Raw genomic sequence first — 16833 nt, 5'->3', positions numbered from 1 at the left:
AGACTTATGCATCGGTTTTAAACTCGGCGACGGTTTCATCCATCTGTTTGGCTTGAATTGAAACGCTATCTACTTCGGTTAATACCTGCTGAGCTGAATGCATATTGTTGACTGAAATTTCATTCAATTCAGTAATCGACTCACTGACCTGATTCATCACAATACCTTGCTCCTCAATCGCTGAGGCGATACGTTCAGAGTTGGCTTGAATGGTTTCCATATCATCAATGATTTGTTGCAAACTTGAATCAAGAAGGTGCGATGCATCGAGTGTTTGCCGCCCTTGGTCAGTACACTTATCAATGTCAGAGACCACCGTCTGCATTTGGTTTTGAATTGCGGTGACCACTTTGGTGATGTCTTCAGTCGATTTATGGGTACGGCTTGCCAGTGCGCGGACTTCGTCTGCAACCACCGCAAACCCACGACCTTGCTCACCTGCACGTGCAGCCTCGATGGCGGCATTGAGCGCCAACAAATTGGTTTGTTCGGCAATATCTTGAATGATATTCACGGCATCGCCAATTTTATCGACATGATCGTTCAGATTGGTGATGGACTGCTGACTGTTGGTGAGAATCGTTGAAAGCTGATCAATATTGCTTAGGGTCGTCTCTACCACGCTACGGCCGTCTTTCGCATTGGACGACGCCTGATGGACGCCATCTACCGCGACCGAAGTGCTTTCTGATATTTCAGCAATTGTGTGTACCATCTCCTGAACCGATGTTGCCATCGTCGCAGTGTGGTCGGACTGAACATTGAACTGCTCAATAACTTGTTGCAGTTCATTATGCATACTTAGTGTGCTGCCAGATAGATCTCGTGATTTTTGCTGTGTGCCGCGGATTAGGTCCTCAAATTTATCTAGTAAATGGTTAAAGTAACGACCAATAGAGGTTAACTCATCATTGCCTTTCAGAGTGCTACGCATACTGACATTGTTGGTGTCGGCAATGCTCTGAATAATCGTTAATAAGTTAGATACTTGCAGGTTAATCGAGCGGGCAATCTGATAGATAAAACCAATGATGATCAGGACAATCACACCCACCACGATGTTTTTAAACAAATTGAGTTGATGCTGGGTTTCTTCAATGTGGTTATCAAGGACGGTAGAGAAGGTTTTAAACTGCTCTTCGACTGTGTGAGAAAGTTCTCGCGTATTACCCAGTAGCCCTTGATTGTATTCAAGACCGATCTCGACCTTCTTATTGACCAAAGCTTGCGCGGTGCTTTTTAGTGCATCAGCCGACATTCCGTTTAGCGCATCACCGTTGAATACTCCGGTTTGTATACTGTCATCAAATCGGTCAAGGGCGACTAACTGTTCTGCGTTAGCCGATTGTTCGAGCGCTCGAAGTTGTTTTCGATATTCACCAAGCAATTTTTCCTCTTGGCTTAACCCGTGTTCAGTGTAACCGTTAACCAGTGCTTGAAAGCTCTTTTGGTAATTAAGTAAGTCTGCACGCAGTTTTGACGTGGAAAGCAGTTCTTGGTCTTTGAGCATGCCACTAAGTTGCGATTCCAAATCAAGGAATATCTTGGTATTGTCATTGAATGTTCCAAGATATTTAGTGTCTTTACGTAGCAAAAAGTCTTTTTCGTTTCGACGTAGGTTCAAGAGCCTAATTTCAAGTTTCGCGACAACATATTTTGCTTCATTAAGGGTGTCTTTTGTCCCTGAAAAATGGCTGGTGGAGAATAGAAGGGCGGCGAAACCTAAAATGGGGACCGCGCCCAATGAATATAGTTTGTTTCTAATATTCATACATTATACCTACTTTGGTTACCAGTTTATTTTTATAGTTATAAAGTGAGCGTAGTCAGTAAGTAGCGATTCCTCAATCACCGACAAAAGATCTACACGTATTACAAAGCCACTAACGTCAAGGCTAAACTTTAGATTGAATGGTATGACAGTTATGTTAATTAATTATGACAATTACGACGGTTTGATTTTTGATATGGATGGGACCTTAATTGATACCATGCCAGCGCATTTGACCTCATGGCAAAAGGCATCACAAGCTTTTGATTTTCCATACGATCAAACTTGGTTGCATAGCCGTGGTGGAATGCCGAGCAAAAAAATTGTCGATGAAATAAATCAAATCCATCACCTAAGTCTTGATGCTCAAGCGGTGGCGGATTTCAAAATGAAGACCTTTGCCAGCCTAGAAGATACTGGCGAACGCATTAATGTGACCAATGAAGTGTTAGAACGCTATGTTGGGAAGAAGCCTATTGCCGTTGGTACTGGTAGTCAGAAAGTCAGCGCTCTGCCGTTATTGAAAACGCATGGGATTTTAAAAAAGCTGGATGCAGTGGTGACGGCCAATGATGTGGAAAATCATAAACCCAACCCCGACACCTTTTTACTCGCGGCTGAACAAATTCATTTAAGCCCAGAGCGCTGTTTGGTATTCGAAGATACCAAGCTGGGTTTGCAAGCGGCTCATGCTGCTGGCATGGATTGTGTTTTGGTCGAAAACAATCAGTTGGTGTTTTATCCGCTTGACGCTAAAGCGTAATGTTCGATCAAAAAGAGCCACTAAGGAGTGGCTCTTTTTTTGGCATCGATAAAGCGCTGTTTATTGAATCTCAAGTAATTCGACATCGAAAATCAGTGTCGCACCGGGTGGAATTGGTCCCGTGCCTTTTTTGCCATAAGCAAGATTACTTGGAATGAACAGGCGAAACTTATCACCCACCACCATATGAGTTAAGCCTTCTTGCCAGCCTTTGATCACTTGACCCAGGCCAAAGGTGATTGGCTCACCACGCTCAACGGAGCTGTCGAATACTGTGCCATCCAGCAGGGTTCCGTGATAATGCACTTTAACGCGATTTTTGGTGGTTGGGTGCACGTCGCCTTGGCCTTTTTCCAGCACCAAGTACTGCAGTCCACTCGGTGTGGTGACGACCCCTTCTTTCGCGGCATTTTCAGTGAGAAACGCTTGTCCTTGAGCGAAGTTTTCTTCGGACGCTTTACCTGTTGACCAAGTGCGGTAGATAAAAAAGCCTGCGAGCACCAAGATAACAATAGGGAAGATAATCTTAGACATGGTGTGTTCCGTTAATTATTGTGGATTGAGTAAGTAATTGATGGTGTGGGCTAACTGTTTCACGTTGTCATGCCCCTCCGTCAGAATTTGATACTTGCCAGCAACGATAAAGGTTGGCACTGCTTGAATATTACCTTGCTGTGTGATTTTTTCAGCGGTTTTGACGTAATTCATCAAGGTTTTTTGCTGCGCAAGGCTTAATTGAGCGGGGGGAATCAGCCCGTGGTTCGTGAATACGTTGGCTATCGCGGCTTGCTTTTCTTGTTGGGACTTGTCGTTGCCAAGTTGCACTGCGGCAAAGAGCTCGCTCATCATTTCGTCATTGGGCTTATGATTGAGCTGCATGACAGCGCTGTAGTAAATCGCCGCTGCGCTCTTAGCGCCTTGGTTAAACGTGACATGAACTTTACCTATTTTTTGCTCGGTGAGGGATTCAAGCTCGGGTAACACACTTTCCATATTTCGACAATGGCTGCATGTCAGTGAAAAGATCTCGGTGACGGGCTGAATACGAAAGGTGGCTAAGTTCGTTGTCAATGTTTGGTACTGCTCTCCTTCTTGAGGTATATCGTTATTATTGCAACCAAAGAGCAGAGTGGAAGCCGAGACGACCAGTAATAGCAGGCGACGTGTTTTGTTCATGAGAATAATATCTTGATTTAAAAAAGAACCCGTATTCTAACGACTGAAAATTCAAAGGAGAACACAGCCAGTTGCAAATCTTTTGTGAATATTTGTGTCATGACTGACGTAAAAATTTGCGATATAAAACAGCAGAAGGCGTTAATCTTTACTAAAGAACTCTTAAAGGTGACCGATACAGTGTTTGTCATAGTTAATTTGCGGTGAGAGCATGAGATTTGCCAGTCTTTTCTTAGTATTAATGTTATCAGGGTGTGTATCACTACCGTCTGATCTCAATTTACTTGGTGAGCGTAATCTTTTGGACGTTGCGCCCAAAGATGAATACGCCTTAATGCACCCTGAATGGGGCGTGAAAGAGAAGCCTGCTGCGGTTTACGTTGGCACCGCAACTAATAATCGGACAGCGTCTACCTCTCGTTCCTCAATGAAGCGAGAAAACTATGACTCGCTGGAAAGTTTTTTGATGAGCAACGGCATCGATTATGAAGTCCTACCGGGTAACCATGTGATGGTTAAGGTAAAGGATATGATTCGTTTTAATACGGGATCTGCAAGGGTATCCCCTGATTCTGCCCGTTGGTTGCAGCGTGTTGGGCGTTATATTGCTACTCAGCAAGGTATTGATATCGTAATTAATGGTCATACCGATAATACGGGCACACCGATGTTTAACGACAAACTGTCAGAACGACGTGCTGACGCCGTGAAAAACACCCTGTTAAGCAGCGCCGTGACGCGCGAAGCTATCTACACGCGTGGTTTTGGTGAATATGTCCCAGAATGCAGTAATCAAACTCGCAACGGCAAAGCCTGTAATCGCCGCGTTGAGGTGATGTTTATCGTTTCAAATTAACCTGATTGATATGACGTAGTCAGGAAGGCCGACGAATGTCGGCTTTTTTGTATCACAAGAACGCCTCACCCTGACTTAGTAGGTCAAGCCTACGTTCTGTTCTCTAGAAAGGTGAGTAAAGATCTTAGCGTCGATGACGCGGACGAGATGATCGCTCTTTATGCGCTGCCGCCGCTTTAGCTTGTGATTTCAAAATAGAGTCGACCGTTAATTCCATCGGCTCTTTCGGCTTTAAACCATGTGGAAAAGTACGAGCACGCGGAGGTAAATCATACTCTTCGCTTGACGCTCGGGGCATACGCTTAAACCGGTATAAATAGAAGTTTTCCAATTTTTCTCGTGCCCAGTCGGTTTTTTTCAAATACTTAACACTGCTCGCAACCGATGGGTTGGTGTGAAAACAGTTAAAGCGCATCGCCGCATCGAGAATGTCCCAACCATAAAAATCAGCAAGCTCTTCGACTAATGTTTCCAACTTAAGGCCATGTAACGGATTGTTTTGTTGTAATTCGATTCTTTCTTCATCTGTCATCATAACGTGTTCCTAAGTCTTTAAACGAGGTATGTCGGTGGTACTTTCCTTGCTTTACTGGGCATTCAAATAGAGCCATAAAGCTAGGAAGGGAAGGGAGTCTAGCAGAGTTATAGGGCTTTCCCTAGTCACAATTTCCAATGTCAATCAAAAGAGATCATAGAATAGTATCTTTCATTCGCGTGGATGGTAGCGACGTTTTTTCAAGGATTAGATAATAAAAAAGAGGCTAACCCATGTGGGGAAGCCTCTGTAATTATGGTGTGGCATCAAGTAAAACTTAATGTGGCAGATTTAGTTCATTTCCTGAATGGCCGTTTGACCTGCAATCCGACCAAAGGTAAAGATATCTGCCAGGGCGTTCCCCCCAAGGCGGTTACCAGCATGGATGCCGCCAGCGACTTCACCGGCTGCGTACAAGTTTTTGATTGGCTGGTTATTCTCGTCCAATACTCGCGTGGCGGTATCGATCTTAAGTCCACCCATTGTGTGGTGAACTGCGGGTTGTCTCGGCGTTGCGTAGAACGGCGCTTTTTCCACTTTCAAGCTGAATGTATCTTTATGAAACTCTGGGTCTAACCCTGCATCCACATAGCGATTGTAGTTATCGATGGTCTCTTTCAGTACTGCGGGAGCCATACCCACTTTAACCGCCAATTCTTCAAGGGTATCCGCTCTGAACAGAGTGCCAGCTTCCACTTGACGATCAATTTTTTCCTGACTGGTGTTGGCGGCGGTTTTCTTGATTTCATCATCGGCAATCAGATAGAAAAGGCCACCTTCAGCCAAAGCCGCTTTGGTTAATACGTCGCGTCCGGCAAACTCATTCACGAAACGTTTTCCTTGTTTATTCACAATCACAAAGTTTTCGGGCGGGACTTGCAGGCCACTAAACAGTTCACCGGTATTTGGGTCAGCAACTGGCATCATCTGGGTAAAGCCCATGCCTGTTAATCCAGCGCCGACGGATTGACCTAGAACGATACCATCGCCCGTCATGGCATAAGAGTTGGTCGTCTTGATGTCGTCTGCAATGTTGCTCCAGTATGTATTGTACTGTTTGAGCATTTTGGTATTGGCGCCAAAACCGCCACTGGCCAGTACAACGGCGTTGGCATGGACGGTAATGGTTTGGCCATTTGCACCCGTAGCGATAATCCCTTTGATCTCGCCATTTTCGATAAGGAACTCTTTCGCAGGGCTGTCGGTTAGAATGGTGCCTGACATTTCCTCAATATATTGGCTGAGCGCAAGAATAAACGCAGTGCCGTATTTCTTGATAGGTTTGTGCCCACGACGCCATAAGGCGCCAACTGGCGCAAACACCACGGATTTATCGTACTCGACCCCAATTTTCTCAAGCCATTGAACACTTTCCAATGCGTTATCGGTTAAGATTTTAACCAGATCGTACTGACCATAGATGCTGTTCCCATGGAGATCACTACGTTTACCACCAAAGTAAGTCTGCATACGGTGAAGCAGAGGAGAATCAAATAGGTAGCCTTTATTCTCGCCAAACTGCTGTTGATAAGCGGCAAATTCTTGCTTCAATGCTCTAAAGTCTGCAAGGTATTCTTGGTGGATTTCGCTTTCATCGGTGTTAACTAAGCTTTCAATGGTATGTCTTTCTCCCGGGTTTTCTTCAAAAGAACGTTGCCACTCTGGATCTGCAGCATTGATTGGGCCGCCGGTACGAATGGTATTACCACCTACTGCGGGGAATTTCTCAACAACAATAGCCCTCTTGCCTTGCTGTAATACGGTTGCAGCTGCACTTAAACCAGCACCACCACCGCCAATCACGACCACATCACAATGGTATTCTTCATCATCACGGTTCAAGCTGCTTGCCGGTTTCGGGCGGCGTTTTAAGATATCGGGATTAACACCTGCGAGTTTTACGGCTTTAGCGACACCATCAATAACCGCATTACTTGTTTCTGAAGCGCCGGATAATGCATCGACATTGAGGGTTTGACCTTCGATTATCTTGTCTGGAATGCGAACAAACACCACGTCCGCCAGGCCTTCTGTTTCGCCTCCGGTATCAATATCAATGCGTTCAATTTTTTTATCGCTGAACGCCACTTTCATGGGCAGAGCGCCGCCGTGACCCAATGCGCTAACTTCATAAACGCCGGGTTGGAATGAAAAATCTTCTTCTTCATTAAGCTGATTGGAGATCTTAGCGAAACGCATAAACCGTAAGAAGCATATTTCTAGGAAATCAATGGTGCCTTCACTGCTTAACTGCCCATTGTCATCAAAAGCGTTATGCGCATTGCCAAGTAGGAACTCGTAACCCGGCATCACATTCGCATTGACCCCTGGAGCATCCAAGATTTGGCGTAGATGTAATTGAGCTCGTGAAGAACCTTGCGAGTCGATGGAAGCACCTAAAATCATGACGGGTTTACCATCTAAGGGATGAAGCTCATAGCTTAGCCATTCGAGTACACTTTTGAGGCTGGAAGGAATCGAGTGGTTATATTCTGGTGTGGCGATAATCACTCCATCACTAGCGATGATTTTTTCATTAATTTCTAACAGAGCAGGGTGGTTTGAGGGGGTATCTTGATTAAACATTGGAACCTCATTGATTTCCAATAGTTCAATCTCTGCTTTGTGTTTAAAGTGCGCTTGCATGAACTCAAGAAGCATACGGTTATGGGACTTTGGAGACGTGGTGCCGACGATTGCAGTAAATTTCATAGTGGTTATGCCTCCTGAGTTTGCCATACGTATTTTTTGGCTTTTTTAGTCGTGGTTTTTTCTGATAACAATTTTGTAATAAGTTGAGTGAATAACATGAATTCTCTAAAAATCTCATCGAGTTCGGTAAGCTTATCCTCGTCGATTAAACGACCGGTAGCATCAAACGCTGCCTGTGATTTGCCAAGCAAGAATTCGCTACTTGGCATGATTCGCGCTGCTAATTCGGGTGAGTCTAGAATTTGGCGAAGATGCGCTTGAGCGCGAGACGAACCCAAGGCTCCATGGGACGCTCCGACAATTAACACAGGCTTGTCTGTGAGCGCTTGGCTGGTGTAGCTGATCCATTCTAAGGCGCTTTTTAATGCTGCAGTAATCGCGTGATCATACTCAGGGGTGGCAATAATGACGCCATCGGCTTGACGAATTTGCTCAGAAACCGCTTCGACTTGTTGAGGAACCTGATCATCTTTCGCCTCGTAGAACGCAGGAAGATCTTTGATTTCACACAGTTCTATTTGTGCTTCTTGCTTGAAATGCTCTTTCATGAACTGCAGTAACATGCGGTTTGTTGACACATTGGAATTGGTGCCAACAATTGCTAAGTATTTCATATTAGAGGTTTTCCTATATCTTTAAATAGCCATAAATAAATTCTGGTTATTGTTTTATCACAGTCTGCAAAGGCTGGCTAATAGCTATCTATTTATGCTTTATAAGTAATTTGTTATAGTTTGAGTTTAGGCGGGATTCAGAGAGAAAACATGTCAAAATACAAGAGTCAAAATCCCTTATGCTATATCGATGCTTTGCTTAAATTCAGTAATTACAGTAAGGCTGCTGAATCTCTGTATATTTCTCAGCCGTACCTGACGCAAGTGATTAAACGCATTGAAACTGAGCTGAATTGCCAGATAATCAATCGTAGCGAGTTGCCATATCGATTAACTGAGCCCGGTAAGGTTTACTACGATTACCTCGGCTCATTGGAAACCGCGTATTCCAATATGCGCCGAGCAGTCGATGCCATCACTGACAGCGGAAAAACGACCCTCAAAATTGGTATTTTATCCAGCATCGGTACTTACCTTATTCCACTGTTTCTTCCAAAATTTATGGCGCGTTATCCGGACTGCCAAATCGAACTGGTGGAAGACATCCCAGAAAACAATGAAAAAAGGTTGCTAAAAGGCGAAGTAGATTTTTGGATAGGGCAGAATTCCAGCAGTATAGCGCCAACACTGTGTGTTAAGTCATGGGGAAAACATGGATACTATGCGGTGATTCCACGTACCTGCGAGCTTTACCAGCCAGAGACGGCTGTACTGAAAAAAAACAGTATCTGTATAGAAGCGTTGCTGAAACAGGATTTGGTGCTGACGTCAAAAGGCTCTGCGATTCGAATGCAGATTGATCACTTGCTCGGGATATACAAATTAAAAGCCAACATTGTGGTGGAGAGCTGCGAAATTGCCACGGTCAAAAGCCTAGCGATGGCTGGCATAGGTGTGACTTTCGTGCCTGAAAGTTTGACGTTGGCACCATGTCCTGAGCAGTACAATATTTATGAACTGCCAATTAACCAGTTAAACTTGGATTATTTTATTGCTCACAATAGCCATCGAGTGTTGTCAGAGGTTGATAAAGGTCTGATTGATTCATTTTGGCGGGATGATGAGGTTGGAGCAGAATGATGTCTCAAGAAATGTGGATGACCGAAGCTCATAAAACGATTGAGCTCATGGGAACTAAGATTCGTCTTTCCTTTAAAGGTCAGTTCGCCGATAGGTGGGTGTCAGAGGCGTGTACGATGTTAAAGCGTTATGAGCAAGTATTTAGTGCTAATAACGCCTTTTCACCTTTGTCTGCTTTGACCCACTCAGCTGTCAAGGAACCGGTTGTTGTCGATTCTGAGTTGTACGAATTAATTAAGATTGGGAAAGCGCACAGCCTTGCTCCGAATAGCTTCTTAAACATCGCGATAGGCCCTTTGATCAAGCTCTGGCGAGTGGGCTTTGACGAAGCCAGAGTTCCGAGCCAGAGTGAAATTGATTCGGTACTCGCGTGTTTAGATCCAGCATATATTATCTTAGACGATGAGCATCAATCGGTTTTTTTCGCTAAACCGGGTGTTGAAATCGACTTGGGTGCCATTGCCAAAGGGTATTTCAGTGACAAAATTATGGACTTCTTCAAGCAAAAAAATCCGCTTTCCGCGATGATTGATATCGGCGGTAATCTGCTGGTCTATGGTGAGTCTCCCAAACATAGCCTAGATTGGGATGTCGGAATACAAAACCCTTTCTTGCCCAGAGGTCACAGTGTCGCCAAAGTTAAAATCACAAATCAATCGGTTGTAACGTCGGGCATTTACGAAAGAACGTTTGAGTACAATGGCAATCAATACCATCACATCTTTGATAGTCAAACGGGGTACCCTGTTGAAAACAACGTGGCATCTTTAACCGTTATCTCGAAGACATCCTTGGACTGTGATATATACACCACTAAGCTATTTGGAATGCCTCCCAAACGCATTTTAGATAGCGTCAATGGAATAGAGGGTATTGAAGCGGTGGTGATTACCGTCGATGGTCAACTTGCCGTTTCGACGAATCTCAGGGACAAAATTACGTTAGCGTAACTTAACTTGTATTGTGTTGTTAATAAGGGCCGAGCGATTCAATCTCATTGGAGGGCGTCGCCCATTTTATTTTCATTCGTGACTGGTTAAAATATCATTTCACTAACCCCCATAAGGACGACCTTAAGGGGTCACATCTGTTTTAGGGGACGACCCCATAACGAGGTAATCGTATATGGCGTGGTTCATTTTATTTCTTGCAGGCTTAAGTGAAATTGCTTGGGCTGTTGGGCTTAAATATACACAAGGGTTTACCAAACCGTTTTTGTCCTTCCTTACTGTTTTTTTCCTCTTTCTCAGCATCGGCTTGCTTGGTCTATCGATGAAAAGTTTACCCATGAGCTTAGCGTATAGCGTTTGGGTCGTCATCGGTATGCTTGGGACAGTTTTCTCTGGTGTATTGCTGTTTGGAGACGCGCTGAGTGTCACCAAGTTGGTCAGTATCCTATTGATTGTCTGTGGTGTTATTGGCCTAAAGATCTCAAGCTAGATTTTTAGTGTCTAGGGCACCGTGAACGCTTTGCGCTCTGTACTTTTGCCGATGTCTAACAACCTAGCATTTTGAGTGGAATTATCAGCGTTCTTTGCTAATTTCTTTAATAGATACGTTATTTCAACGTGTTGCATGGACTCGGATGGCAAATGAAGCAGATAGATACGCAAGCAAGCGGTTTTGAAACCGTATTTAGGCATTCCAAGGATGGTTTAGCACTTTTTAAGGATGGCGTTTTTGTGGATTGTAACCAGTCCATGCTGGACTTGGTTGGACTCGAAAAGAAAGAGCACTTGGTTGGCCGAACGCCTTTTGATTTCTCACCGGAATATCAGTTCGATGGTAGGTTGTCGGTAGAGAAGGGAATGGAATACATCAACCAATGTTATGAAGAAGGGAGTGTGCGTTTCGAGTGGATTCATAAAAAATCTAATGGCGAACCCTTTTGGAGTGAAGTCATCATTACGCGAATGAACCTTGAAGGTGAGGTGGTTGTGCATGCCAATTGGCGTGATATTAGTGAGAAAAAAGACCTTGAGCTGAAACTGGCCGAGCAAAAAGAGATTTTTGAAACCCTATTTAATGAGTCGATGGATGGGTTAAGCATTTTTGATGGTCAAAAATACACCGATTGCAACAAGGCGTTTTTAAGCATGTTTGGTTTTGAGCGTAAAGAGCAAGTCATTGGTTTGCATCCCAAAGATATCTCTCCTCACTTTCAAGCAGACGGAACCCCCTCTAAAGATGCTGCAAAAGCGTTAATTATGGACTCGTTAGACAAAGGGAGTGCGAGATTTGAATGGGTGCATAAGAAAACCGATGGTACAGAGTTTTGGACCGAAGTGATTATTACCAAAGTGACGCTCAATGGCGTGGATTCGATTTATGCAGTGATTCGCGATATTTCTGAGAAGAAAAGTTTGGAACTCAAGCTGTATCATCGTAATGCTGAGCTGGATCAGTCAAACACTAACCTTGAGCATATGCTTGAAAACCTAAAGCAAACCCAAGACAAACTGGTCGAATCAGAAAAGATGGCCAGTTTGGGTTCGCTAGTGGCAGGGGTCGTTCATGAAATCAATACTCCTGTCGGGGTTGGGTTAATGGGGATTAGTCAGTTTATCGACGAAATTAGTGCAATCCGTAAGCGCTATCAAAACGGGGAGCTGGATGAAGCGCTGTTTGAAAGCTTTTTAAATAGTGCCACTGAGCTGTCCGATATCGTCAATAAAAACTTGGAGAGAACGGCGCAGTTAATCAGAGGCTTTAAACAGATTGCTGTCGATCAAACCAGTGAAGAAGATCGAGCGATTAATCTCAAAGAATATATTGATGAGGTGATATTTAGTTTAAGTTCAGTGACCCGAAAAGCGAATGCTTATATCGAGTTAGATTGCGCCAATCATTACAATGTCGTCGCAAATCCCGGGTTAATTTCTCAAGTCCTCACGAATTTGATCGTCAATTCGATTTATCATGGCTTTAGTAAAAAGTCGGATGGCAGGATCACTATTGCGGTAAGAGAACAGAGTGACACTCGCTTTACTCTCACATATCAGGATGATGGTAAAGGCATTAATAAAGAAAACCTTCCTCGTATCTTCGATCCATTCTTTACCACTAACCGTGTGAATGGAGGGACGGGGCTTGGTTTGAATGTGACTTACAACATAGTGAAAAACGCACTGGGTGGCACGATTGAGTGCCTTAGTATTGAAGGGCAAGGTGTGGAATTTAAATTAGTATTCAACGTAAAAGAGAGGGTTTGACCCCTCTCTATGTTGAATGTTTTAGAGGTTAGGCTATTCATCATCTGGGTAAATCGCCCTTAGCGCCATAATGTTGTCAAAATGGTCAACCGCAATGTCGCAGATTTCCGGATCAAAATGACGCCCCCGTTCTTCTTTAAGGAGAGCAAGAATTTGTTGTGGCGGCCAAGGCTCTTTGTATGAGCGGCGTGCGGCTAACGCGTCGATTACATCTGCGATGGCCATGATTCTGCCTTCGATAGGAATTTCTTTGCCTTTAAGACCGGAGGGGTAGCCAGAACCATCCCATTTTTCATGGTGATATAAAGCGATGCGAGCACCAATTTGAGGAAGAGCGCGTTTGGAGTTGCACAGTAGGTCATAGCCGACTTGGGCGTGTGTTTTCATGACTTCCCACTCATCACCGTCCAATTTGCCTGGTTTGTGCAAAATACGCTCTGGTACTGCTATCTTTCCGATGTCATGCATCGGTGTTGCATGTTTGACAAGCTGGACGAAGTGCTCGTCTAAACCTAAACGCTGCGCTAAAAACTCACAGATGAGCGAAACTCGGCGAACATGTGACCCCGTCTCTTTACTGCGCTTCTCGATCGCCTCGCCAAGAATGTACATTAGTTCCTGCTGAGTTCGTTCAATATCTTCAAGGCGAGTGAGATTTTCAAAGATAATAGAAACTTTAGTTAGCAACACATTGAGTAGACGGCGTGTGAGTGACGTGGTGGGATGAGCAAGGCTTACCAAGGAGACACATGAACTGGTTTCAGAAAGCTGAGTAAAGTTACACAGCCTATCATCCTGCTCAACATTACTATGGCTGGACATCGCTTGGCTCATTGTCTTTTTAACCGAGTCTGGGTAAATGTCGTGCTCAAGGTGAGTATCGATGTGATAGCGCGAGCCATCATACGCGAGTTGGATCTGTTCTTCATTGCCCAAAGCATTGATTAAGTGATAGTGAAGATAGAAAGCCCCCGTTTCTTGCCCGAGCAGATCGTTAGCTTCTTTGAAAACTCGAATACAAAACTCTTCACTATTAGCAGATTGCAGCACACGAGTGGTGGCACTGACCACATCTTCAAGCCCTTTTTGCCCATGCTGAACTTCGAGAATATCTCGGTATGAGCGAATCGCGGCATAAATCGTAGTTTTTAAGCGGGTGGAATTCAGCTCGGCCTTATTTTTGTAATCGTTAATGTCGTAATCACGTATCACATCTTCTTCAGGCGCTTCGCCAGGTTGCCCTGTACGCAGCACGAGTCGAGTCGTGGTGTTTTTATTACTTTCCCGTATCCATTTCACAAGATCGAGCCCGGCATGATCGTCTTCCATAACCACATCGACAAGCGCTATCGCTATGTCTGAGTGTTGTTCAAAGAGGTCTTTGGCTTCTTGAGCCGAATGGGCCTTCAAAAATTCGAGCGGGCGACTGTCGACCAGTACACGCTTTAAAACCATCTCTGAAATTGAAATAACATCATCTTCATCATCTATGAGCGCGACTTTCCATGGGGTAAGCGCTTCGTCTAGCTTAATGTCTGTTACTTTAGCTTGTGCTGATTTAGGGACTGATTTTTTTGAAAACAGGGGGTTTGCCATTGAGTGCACCTAACCGTCGATGATTCCAATTTATCGCTATATAAACTATAGGAGGACGATTAAAGAGTTGCCACATTCATTAGGCGAAATTCGGCCAATTTCGGTTTAATCATTGTTAGTGAAATCTTCTCTTTGTTCAGAGAGATAGCGAGAAAGACTCGCCAGAATAAGCATGGATGAGGGGAAGTTATCTTAAAATGTCACTGAGTACAAAAACACCCAAGATACGCTAACTGGCTGGCGAGTACCTTGGGTGCGAATACGCTTATAAAGCGAGTGTTAAAATTTCCGCTGCGTCTTGCGGGGTAATATCTTGATGTTCACCAATCGCAAGGTGCCGGTGTTCAATGAGTTTTTCTTTAACCGCAGGGATAGCATCAGCGCTTAGATTGTACGCTGCTAATGTCACTGGATTACCCATTTGGATAAAGAAATCCTCGGTTTTTTTGATGGCTTGCGCCACTTTCTCATCGTCTGTACCGGCAGTGATATTCAGCACTCGCTCAGCGTATTGCAGCAGCTTGTGTTTCTTTTGCGCTTTTTTGTAGCGCCACAGCGCAGGCATTACTATCGCGAGAGTCTGCGCATGGTCAAGCCCATATAAGGCGGTCAGTTCGTGACCGATTGCATGAGTGGCCCAGTCCGTTGGTACACCATTTTTGAGCGTTCCATTCAGCGCCATGGTAGCGGTCCACATTAAGTTGGCGCGCACATCGTAATCTTCGGCCTTAGTGAGCGCCTCAGGTCCATCTTCTAATAGATTAAGCAATAGGCTTTCTGCAAAGCGGTCTGACACTTTAGCGTTGACCGGGTAGGTCATGTATTGCTCCATGATATGAACGAAGCTGTCGACAACGCCGTTCGCGATTTGTCTTGGCGGAAGCGAATACGTTGTTTCTGGATCAAGAATAGAAAAGGCAGGGCGAACCAGATCAGAGCCGAAAGACAATTTGTCTTGTGTGGCGGCACGTGTCACGACACTGTTTCGATTCATCTCAGAGCCGGTTGCAGGTAATGTTAGTACGCAGCCTAAAGGAAAAGCTCGAGTGACACACCCTCCACCTGTCGTGATGATGTCCCAGTAATCGCCTTCATAACAGGCGGCTGCAGCGATAAACTTACTGCCATCAATCACAGAGCCTCCGCCCACCGCAAGAATCACATCGATATCTTGCTGTTTTGCGATCTCCACGGCTTTGATAAGGGTCTCATAGTGCGGGTTAGGTTCAATGCCACCAAATTCGACAACAGTGCATTCGCTAAGCGCATCGATGACTTGGTCATAAACGCCATTATGCTTGATGCTGCCGCCGCCATAAGTGAGCAAAACGCGGCTGTTCGCTGCAATTTCTTCTTTGAGAGTCGCTATTTGCCCTTTACCAAAGTGCGCTTTAGTTGGGTTAAAATAGGTAAAGTTATTCATGTGAATTCCTGAAAGCTGACGAAGTGGGTGTTTAAGTAGGCTACCAATTAATGCCATCCATTCCTATGCGAAACCGCTCATTTATCAAGTCGGTATCAGGTTCTTGGGAATCAATATACTTCAAAGAGATGCGAGTTATTTACATTGTTTGATCGCGAAATTCCTGAGGTGTAATACCGACGTGTTTTTTAAAAGCAGCAAAAAAAGATCCTGGATGCTTGAAGCCGCTGTCGTTAGTTATATTTTTTATAGGGTTTCTCGTATTACTCAGCAGGACTTTTGCATGATTAATTCGCATGATGATTAGATACTGTTTTATCGAGACACTGAGCATGTTTTTAAATAATCCCATCGCATATTTGGGGTGGAGTTTTACATGAGCCGCAATGTCATCAACTTTAATATCTTTATTATGATTTTTGGCAATGTAGTCTAACATCAACTGGACGTTCTTATAACCAGTATCACTTGGGTGGCGAGATGAGCCATTACGAAGGAAACTAAACATTTCCACCTTATAGTCGAATGAACAGAGGCGTCGCAACATTAAGCAAACTTCATCACTGACTATTCGGTTTCGCACGCTATTTTCATTGTGATAGCAACTAAGCCAGCGATTACTTTCAGCAAGACTGACAACCCCATCGGTTGATGATGTAATGACTCCACCGTGCATAACTTGTTGCATGAACTCCTGTGGTAATACCCAACCCAGAAAAGCGCTCAAGGGGATATTGATAATACCCACCATAGCATCCTCACTGACTTTGCTTACTCGATGCGGTGTCACTGCCCAGAATACGGCCATCTCTCCGGCCGTGATTTGGACCTTGGCATTATTAATTGCATATTCGAGAGTGCCTTTGTGAAGCACATTAATCTCAATTTGTTGATGCCAATGATATTCGGCCATATAAAAAGGTTTGCGTTGTTCAAAACTCAACTCTGTCTCGACATCGAGTAATGGCGCAAAGCGCAGGTCATTGACTAAATAGTTGACGTTTTCAGACTGAAACACTTTCAAATTATTCATGCTCATTTATCCCTAAAGCATTTTCATTGTGCCAAAAAGTAAGCTTTATGTTTCAGCCTATC

15 protein-coding genes are annotated in these 16833 nt (G+C 44.3%); 6 read left to right on the top strand and 9 right to left on the bottom strand.

Annotation, left to right across the window (positions count from 1 at the left end; genetic code table 11):
- Positions 1–4 precede the first annotated feature (4 nt).
- Entirely contained in the window at positions 5–1771 is a 1767-nt protein-coding gene (locus ACFFUV_RS18365; protein WP_390195626.1) for a methyl-accepting chemotaxis protein, read from the bottom strand.
- A 154-nt stretch (positions 1772–1925) separates the two neighbouring features.
- On the opposite strand from ACFFUV_RS18365, the gene ACFFUV_RS18360 reads away from it, so the two are divergent.
- Positions 1926–2534, top strand: coding sequence for a beta-phosphoglucomutase family hydrolase (locus tag ACFFUV_RS18360; RefSeq protein WP_390195624.1), 609 nt, complete (start codon positions 1926–1928; stop codon positions 2532–2534).
- A 60-nt stretch (positions 2535–2594) separates the two neighbouring features.
- Here ACFFUV_RS18360 and bamJ read toward each other — a convergent pair whose 3' ends face one another.
- Positions 2595–3068, bottom strand: coding sequence for a BamJ family beta-barrel-assembly machinery protein (gene bamJ, locus ACFFUV_RS18355; RefSeq protein WP_390195621.1), 474 nt, complete (start codon positions 3066–3068; stop codon positions 2595–2597).
- A gap of 15 nt (positions 3069–3083) precedes the next feature.
- Positions 3084–3710 carry a thiol:disulfide interchange protein DsbA/DsbL gene (locus ACFFUV_RS18350; RefSeq protein ID WP_390195619.1) on the bottom strand — a complete coding sequence of 209 codons (627 nt, stop codon included), beginning with the start codon at positions 3708–3710 and terminating at the stop codon, positions 3084–3086.
- A gap of 211 nt (positions 3711–3921) precedes the next feature.
- Between ACFFUV_RS18350 and ACFFUV_RS18345 the strand changes: the two genes are divergently transcribed.
- Complete coding sequence (locus ACFFUV_RS18345; RefSeq protein WP_390195615.1) at positions 3922–4566, top strand: OmpA family protein; 645 nt, start codon at positions 3922–3924, stop codon at positions 4564–4566.
- Positions 4567–4690: 124 nt separating this feature from the next.
- Here ACFFUV_RS18345 and ACFFUV_RS18340 read toward each other — a convergent pair whose 3' ends face one another.
- The 3 genes from ACFFUV_RS18340 to ACFFUV_RS18330 all read right to left on the bottom strand — a co-directional run bounded on the left by ACFFUV_RS18340 (position 4691) and on the right by ACFFUV_RS18330 (position 8427).
- Positions 4691–5101, bottom strand: a complete 411-nt coding sequence (locus ACFFUV_RS18340) for a VF530 family protein (protein ID WP_390195612.1) — start codon at positions 5099–5101, stop codon at positions 4691–4693.
- A gap of 291 nt (positions 5102–5392) precedes the next feature.
- Entirely contained in the window at positions 5393–7813 is a 2421-nt protein-coding gene (locus tag ACFFUV_RS18335) for an NADH:(hydroxy)cinnamate reductase subunit CrdB (RefSeq protein WP_390195609.1), read from the bottom strand.
- A 5-nt stretch (positions 7814–7818) separates the two neighbouring features.
- Positions 7819–8427 carry an NADH:(hydroxy)cinnamate reductase subunit CrdA gene (locus tag ACFFUV_RS18330; protein WP_390195607.1) on the bottom strand — a complete coding sequence of 203 codons (609 nt, stop codon included), beginning with the start codon at positions 8425–8427 and terminating at the stop codon, positions 7819–7821.
- Positions 8428–8577: 150 nt separating this feature from the next.
- On the opposite strand from ACFFUV_RS18330, the gene ACFFUV_RS18325 reads away from it, so the two are divergent.
- The 4 genes from ACFFUV_RS18325 to ACFFUV_RS18310 all read left to right on the top strand — a co-directional run bounded on the left by ACFFUV_RS18325 (position 8578) and on the right by ACFFUV_RS18310 (position 12719).
- Entirely contained in the window at positions 8578–9507 is a 930-nt protein-coding gene (locus ACFFUV_RS18325) for a LysR family transcriptional regulator (protein WP_390195604.1), read from the top strand.
- Positions 9504–10457 (top strand): FAD:protein FMN transferase, encoded by a 954-nt coding sequence (locus tag ACFFUV_RS18320; RefSeq protein WP_390195602.1) that lies wholly within the window; start codon positions 9504–9506, stop codon positions 10455–10457. The genes ACFFUV_RS18325 and ACFFUV_RS18320 overlap by 4 nt, the downstream gene beginning before the upstream one ends.
- A 175-nt stretch (positions 10458–10632) precedes the next feature.
- Complete coding sequence (locus tag ACFFUV_RS18315; RefSeq protein ID WP_390195599.1) at positions 10633–10947, top strand: DMT family transporter; 315 nt, start codon at positions 10633–10635, stop codon at positions 10945–10947.
- Positions 10948–11099: 152 nt separating this feature from the next.
- Positions 11100–12719: a PAS domain-containing sensor histidine kinase gene (locus ACFFUV_RS18310; RefSeq protein ID WP_390195596.1), complete on the top strand. Its 1620-nt coding sequence runs from the start codon at positions 11100–11102 to the stop codon at positions 12717–12719.
- Between the two features lie 33 nt (positions 12720–12752).
- Here ACFFUV_RS18310 and ACFFUV_RS18305 read toward each other — a convergent pair whose 3' ends face one another.
- From ACFFUV_RS18305 to melR, 3 genes are all read right to left on the bottom strand, one after another.
- The gene (locus ACFFUV_RS18305; RefSeq protein WP_390195594.1) at positions 12753–14315 is read right to left on the bottom strand and encodes an HD domain-containing phosphohydrolase; all 1563 of its coding nucleotides are present in this window, start codon (positions 14313–14315) and stop codon (positions 12753–12755) included.
- 265 nt (positions 14316–14580) lie between these two features.
- The gene (locus ACFFUV_RS18300) at positions 14581–15738 is read right to left on the bottom strand and encodes an iron-containing alcohol dehydrogenase (protein ID WP_390196005.1); all 1158 of its coding nucleotides are present in this window, start codon (positions 15736–15738) and stop codon (positions 14581–14583) included.
- Between the two features lie 139 nt (positions 15739–15877).
- Positions 15878–16771 carry a transcriptional regulator MelR gene (melR, locus tag ACFFUV_RS18295; RefSeq protein ID WP_390195591.1) on the bottom strand — a complete coding sequence of 298 codons (894 nt, stop codon included), beginning with the start codon at positions 16769–16771 and terminating at the stop codon, positions 15878–15880.
- Positions 16772–16833 lie beyond the last annotated feature (62 nt).

The organism is Vibrio olivae (assembly GCF_042428525.1).
In the GTDB taxonomy this organism is placed as follows: domain Bacteria; phylum Pseudomonadota; class Gammaproteobacteria; order Enterobacterales; family Vibrionaceae; genus Vibrio; species Vibrio olivae.
Note: the sequence above shows the minus strand (reverse complement) of the source record. Positions and strands in the feature narration are given on the sequence as shown.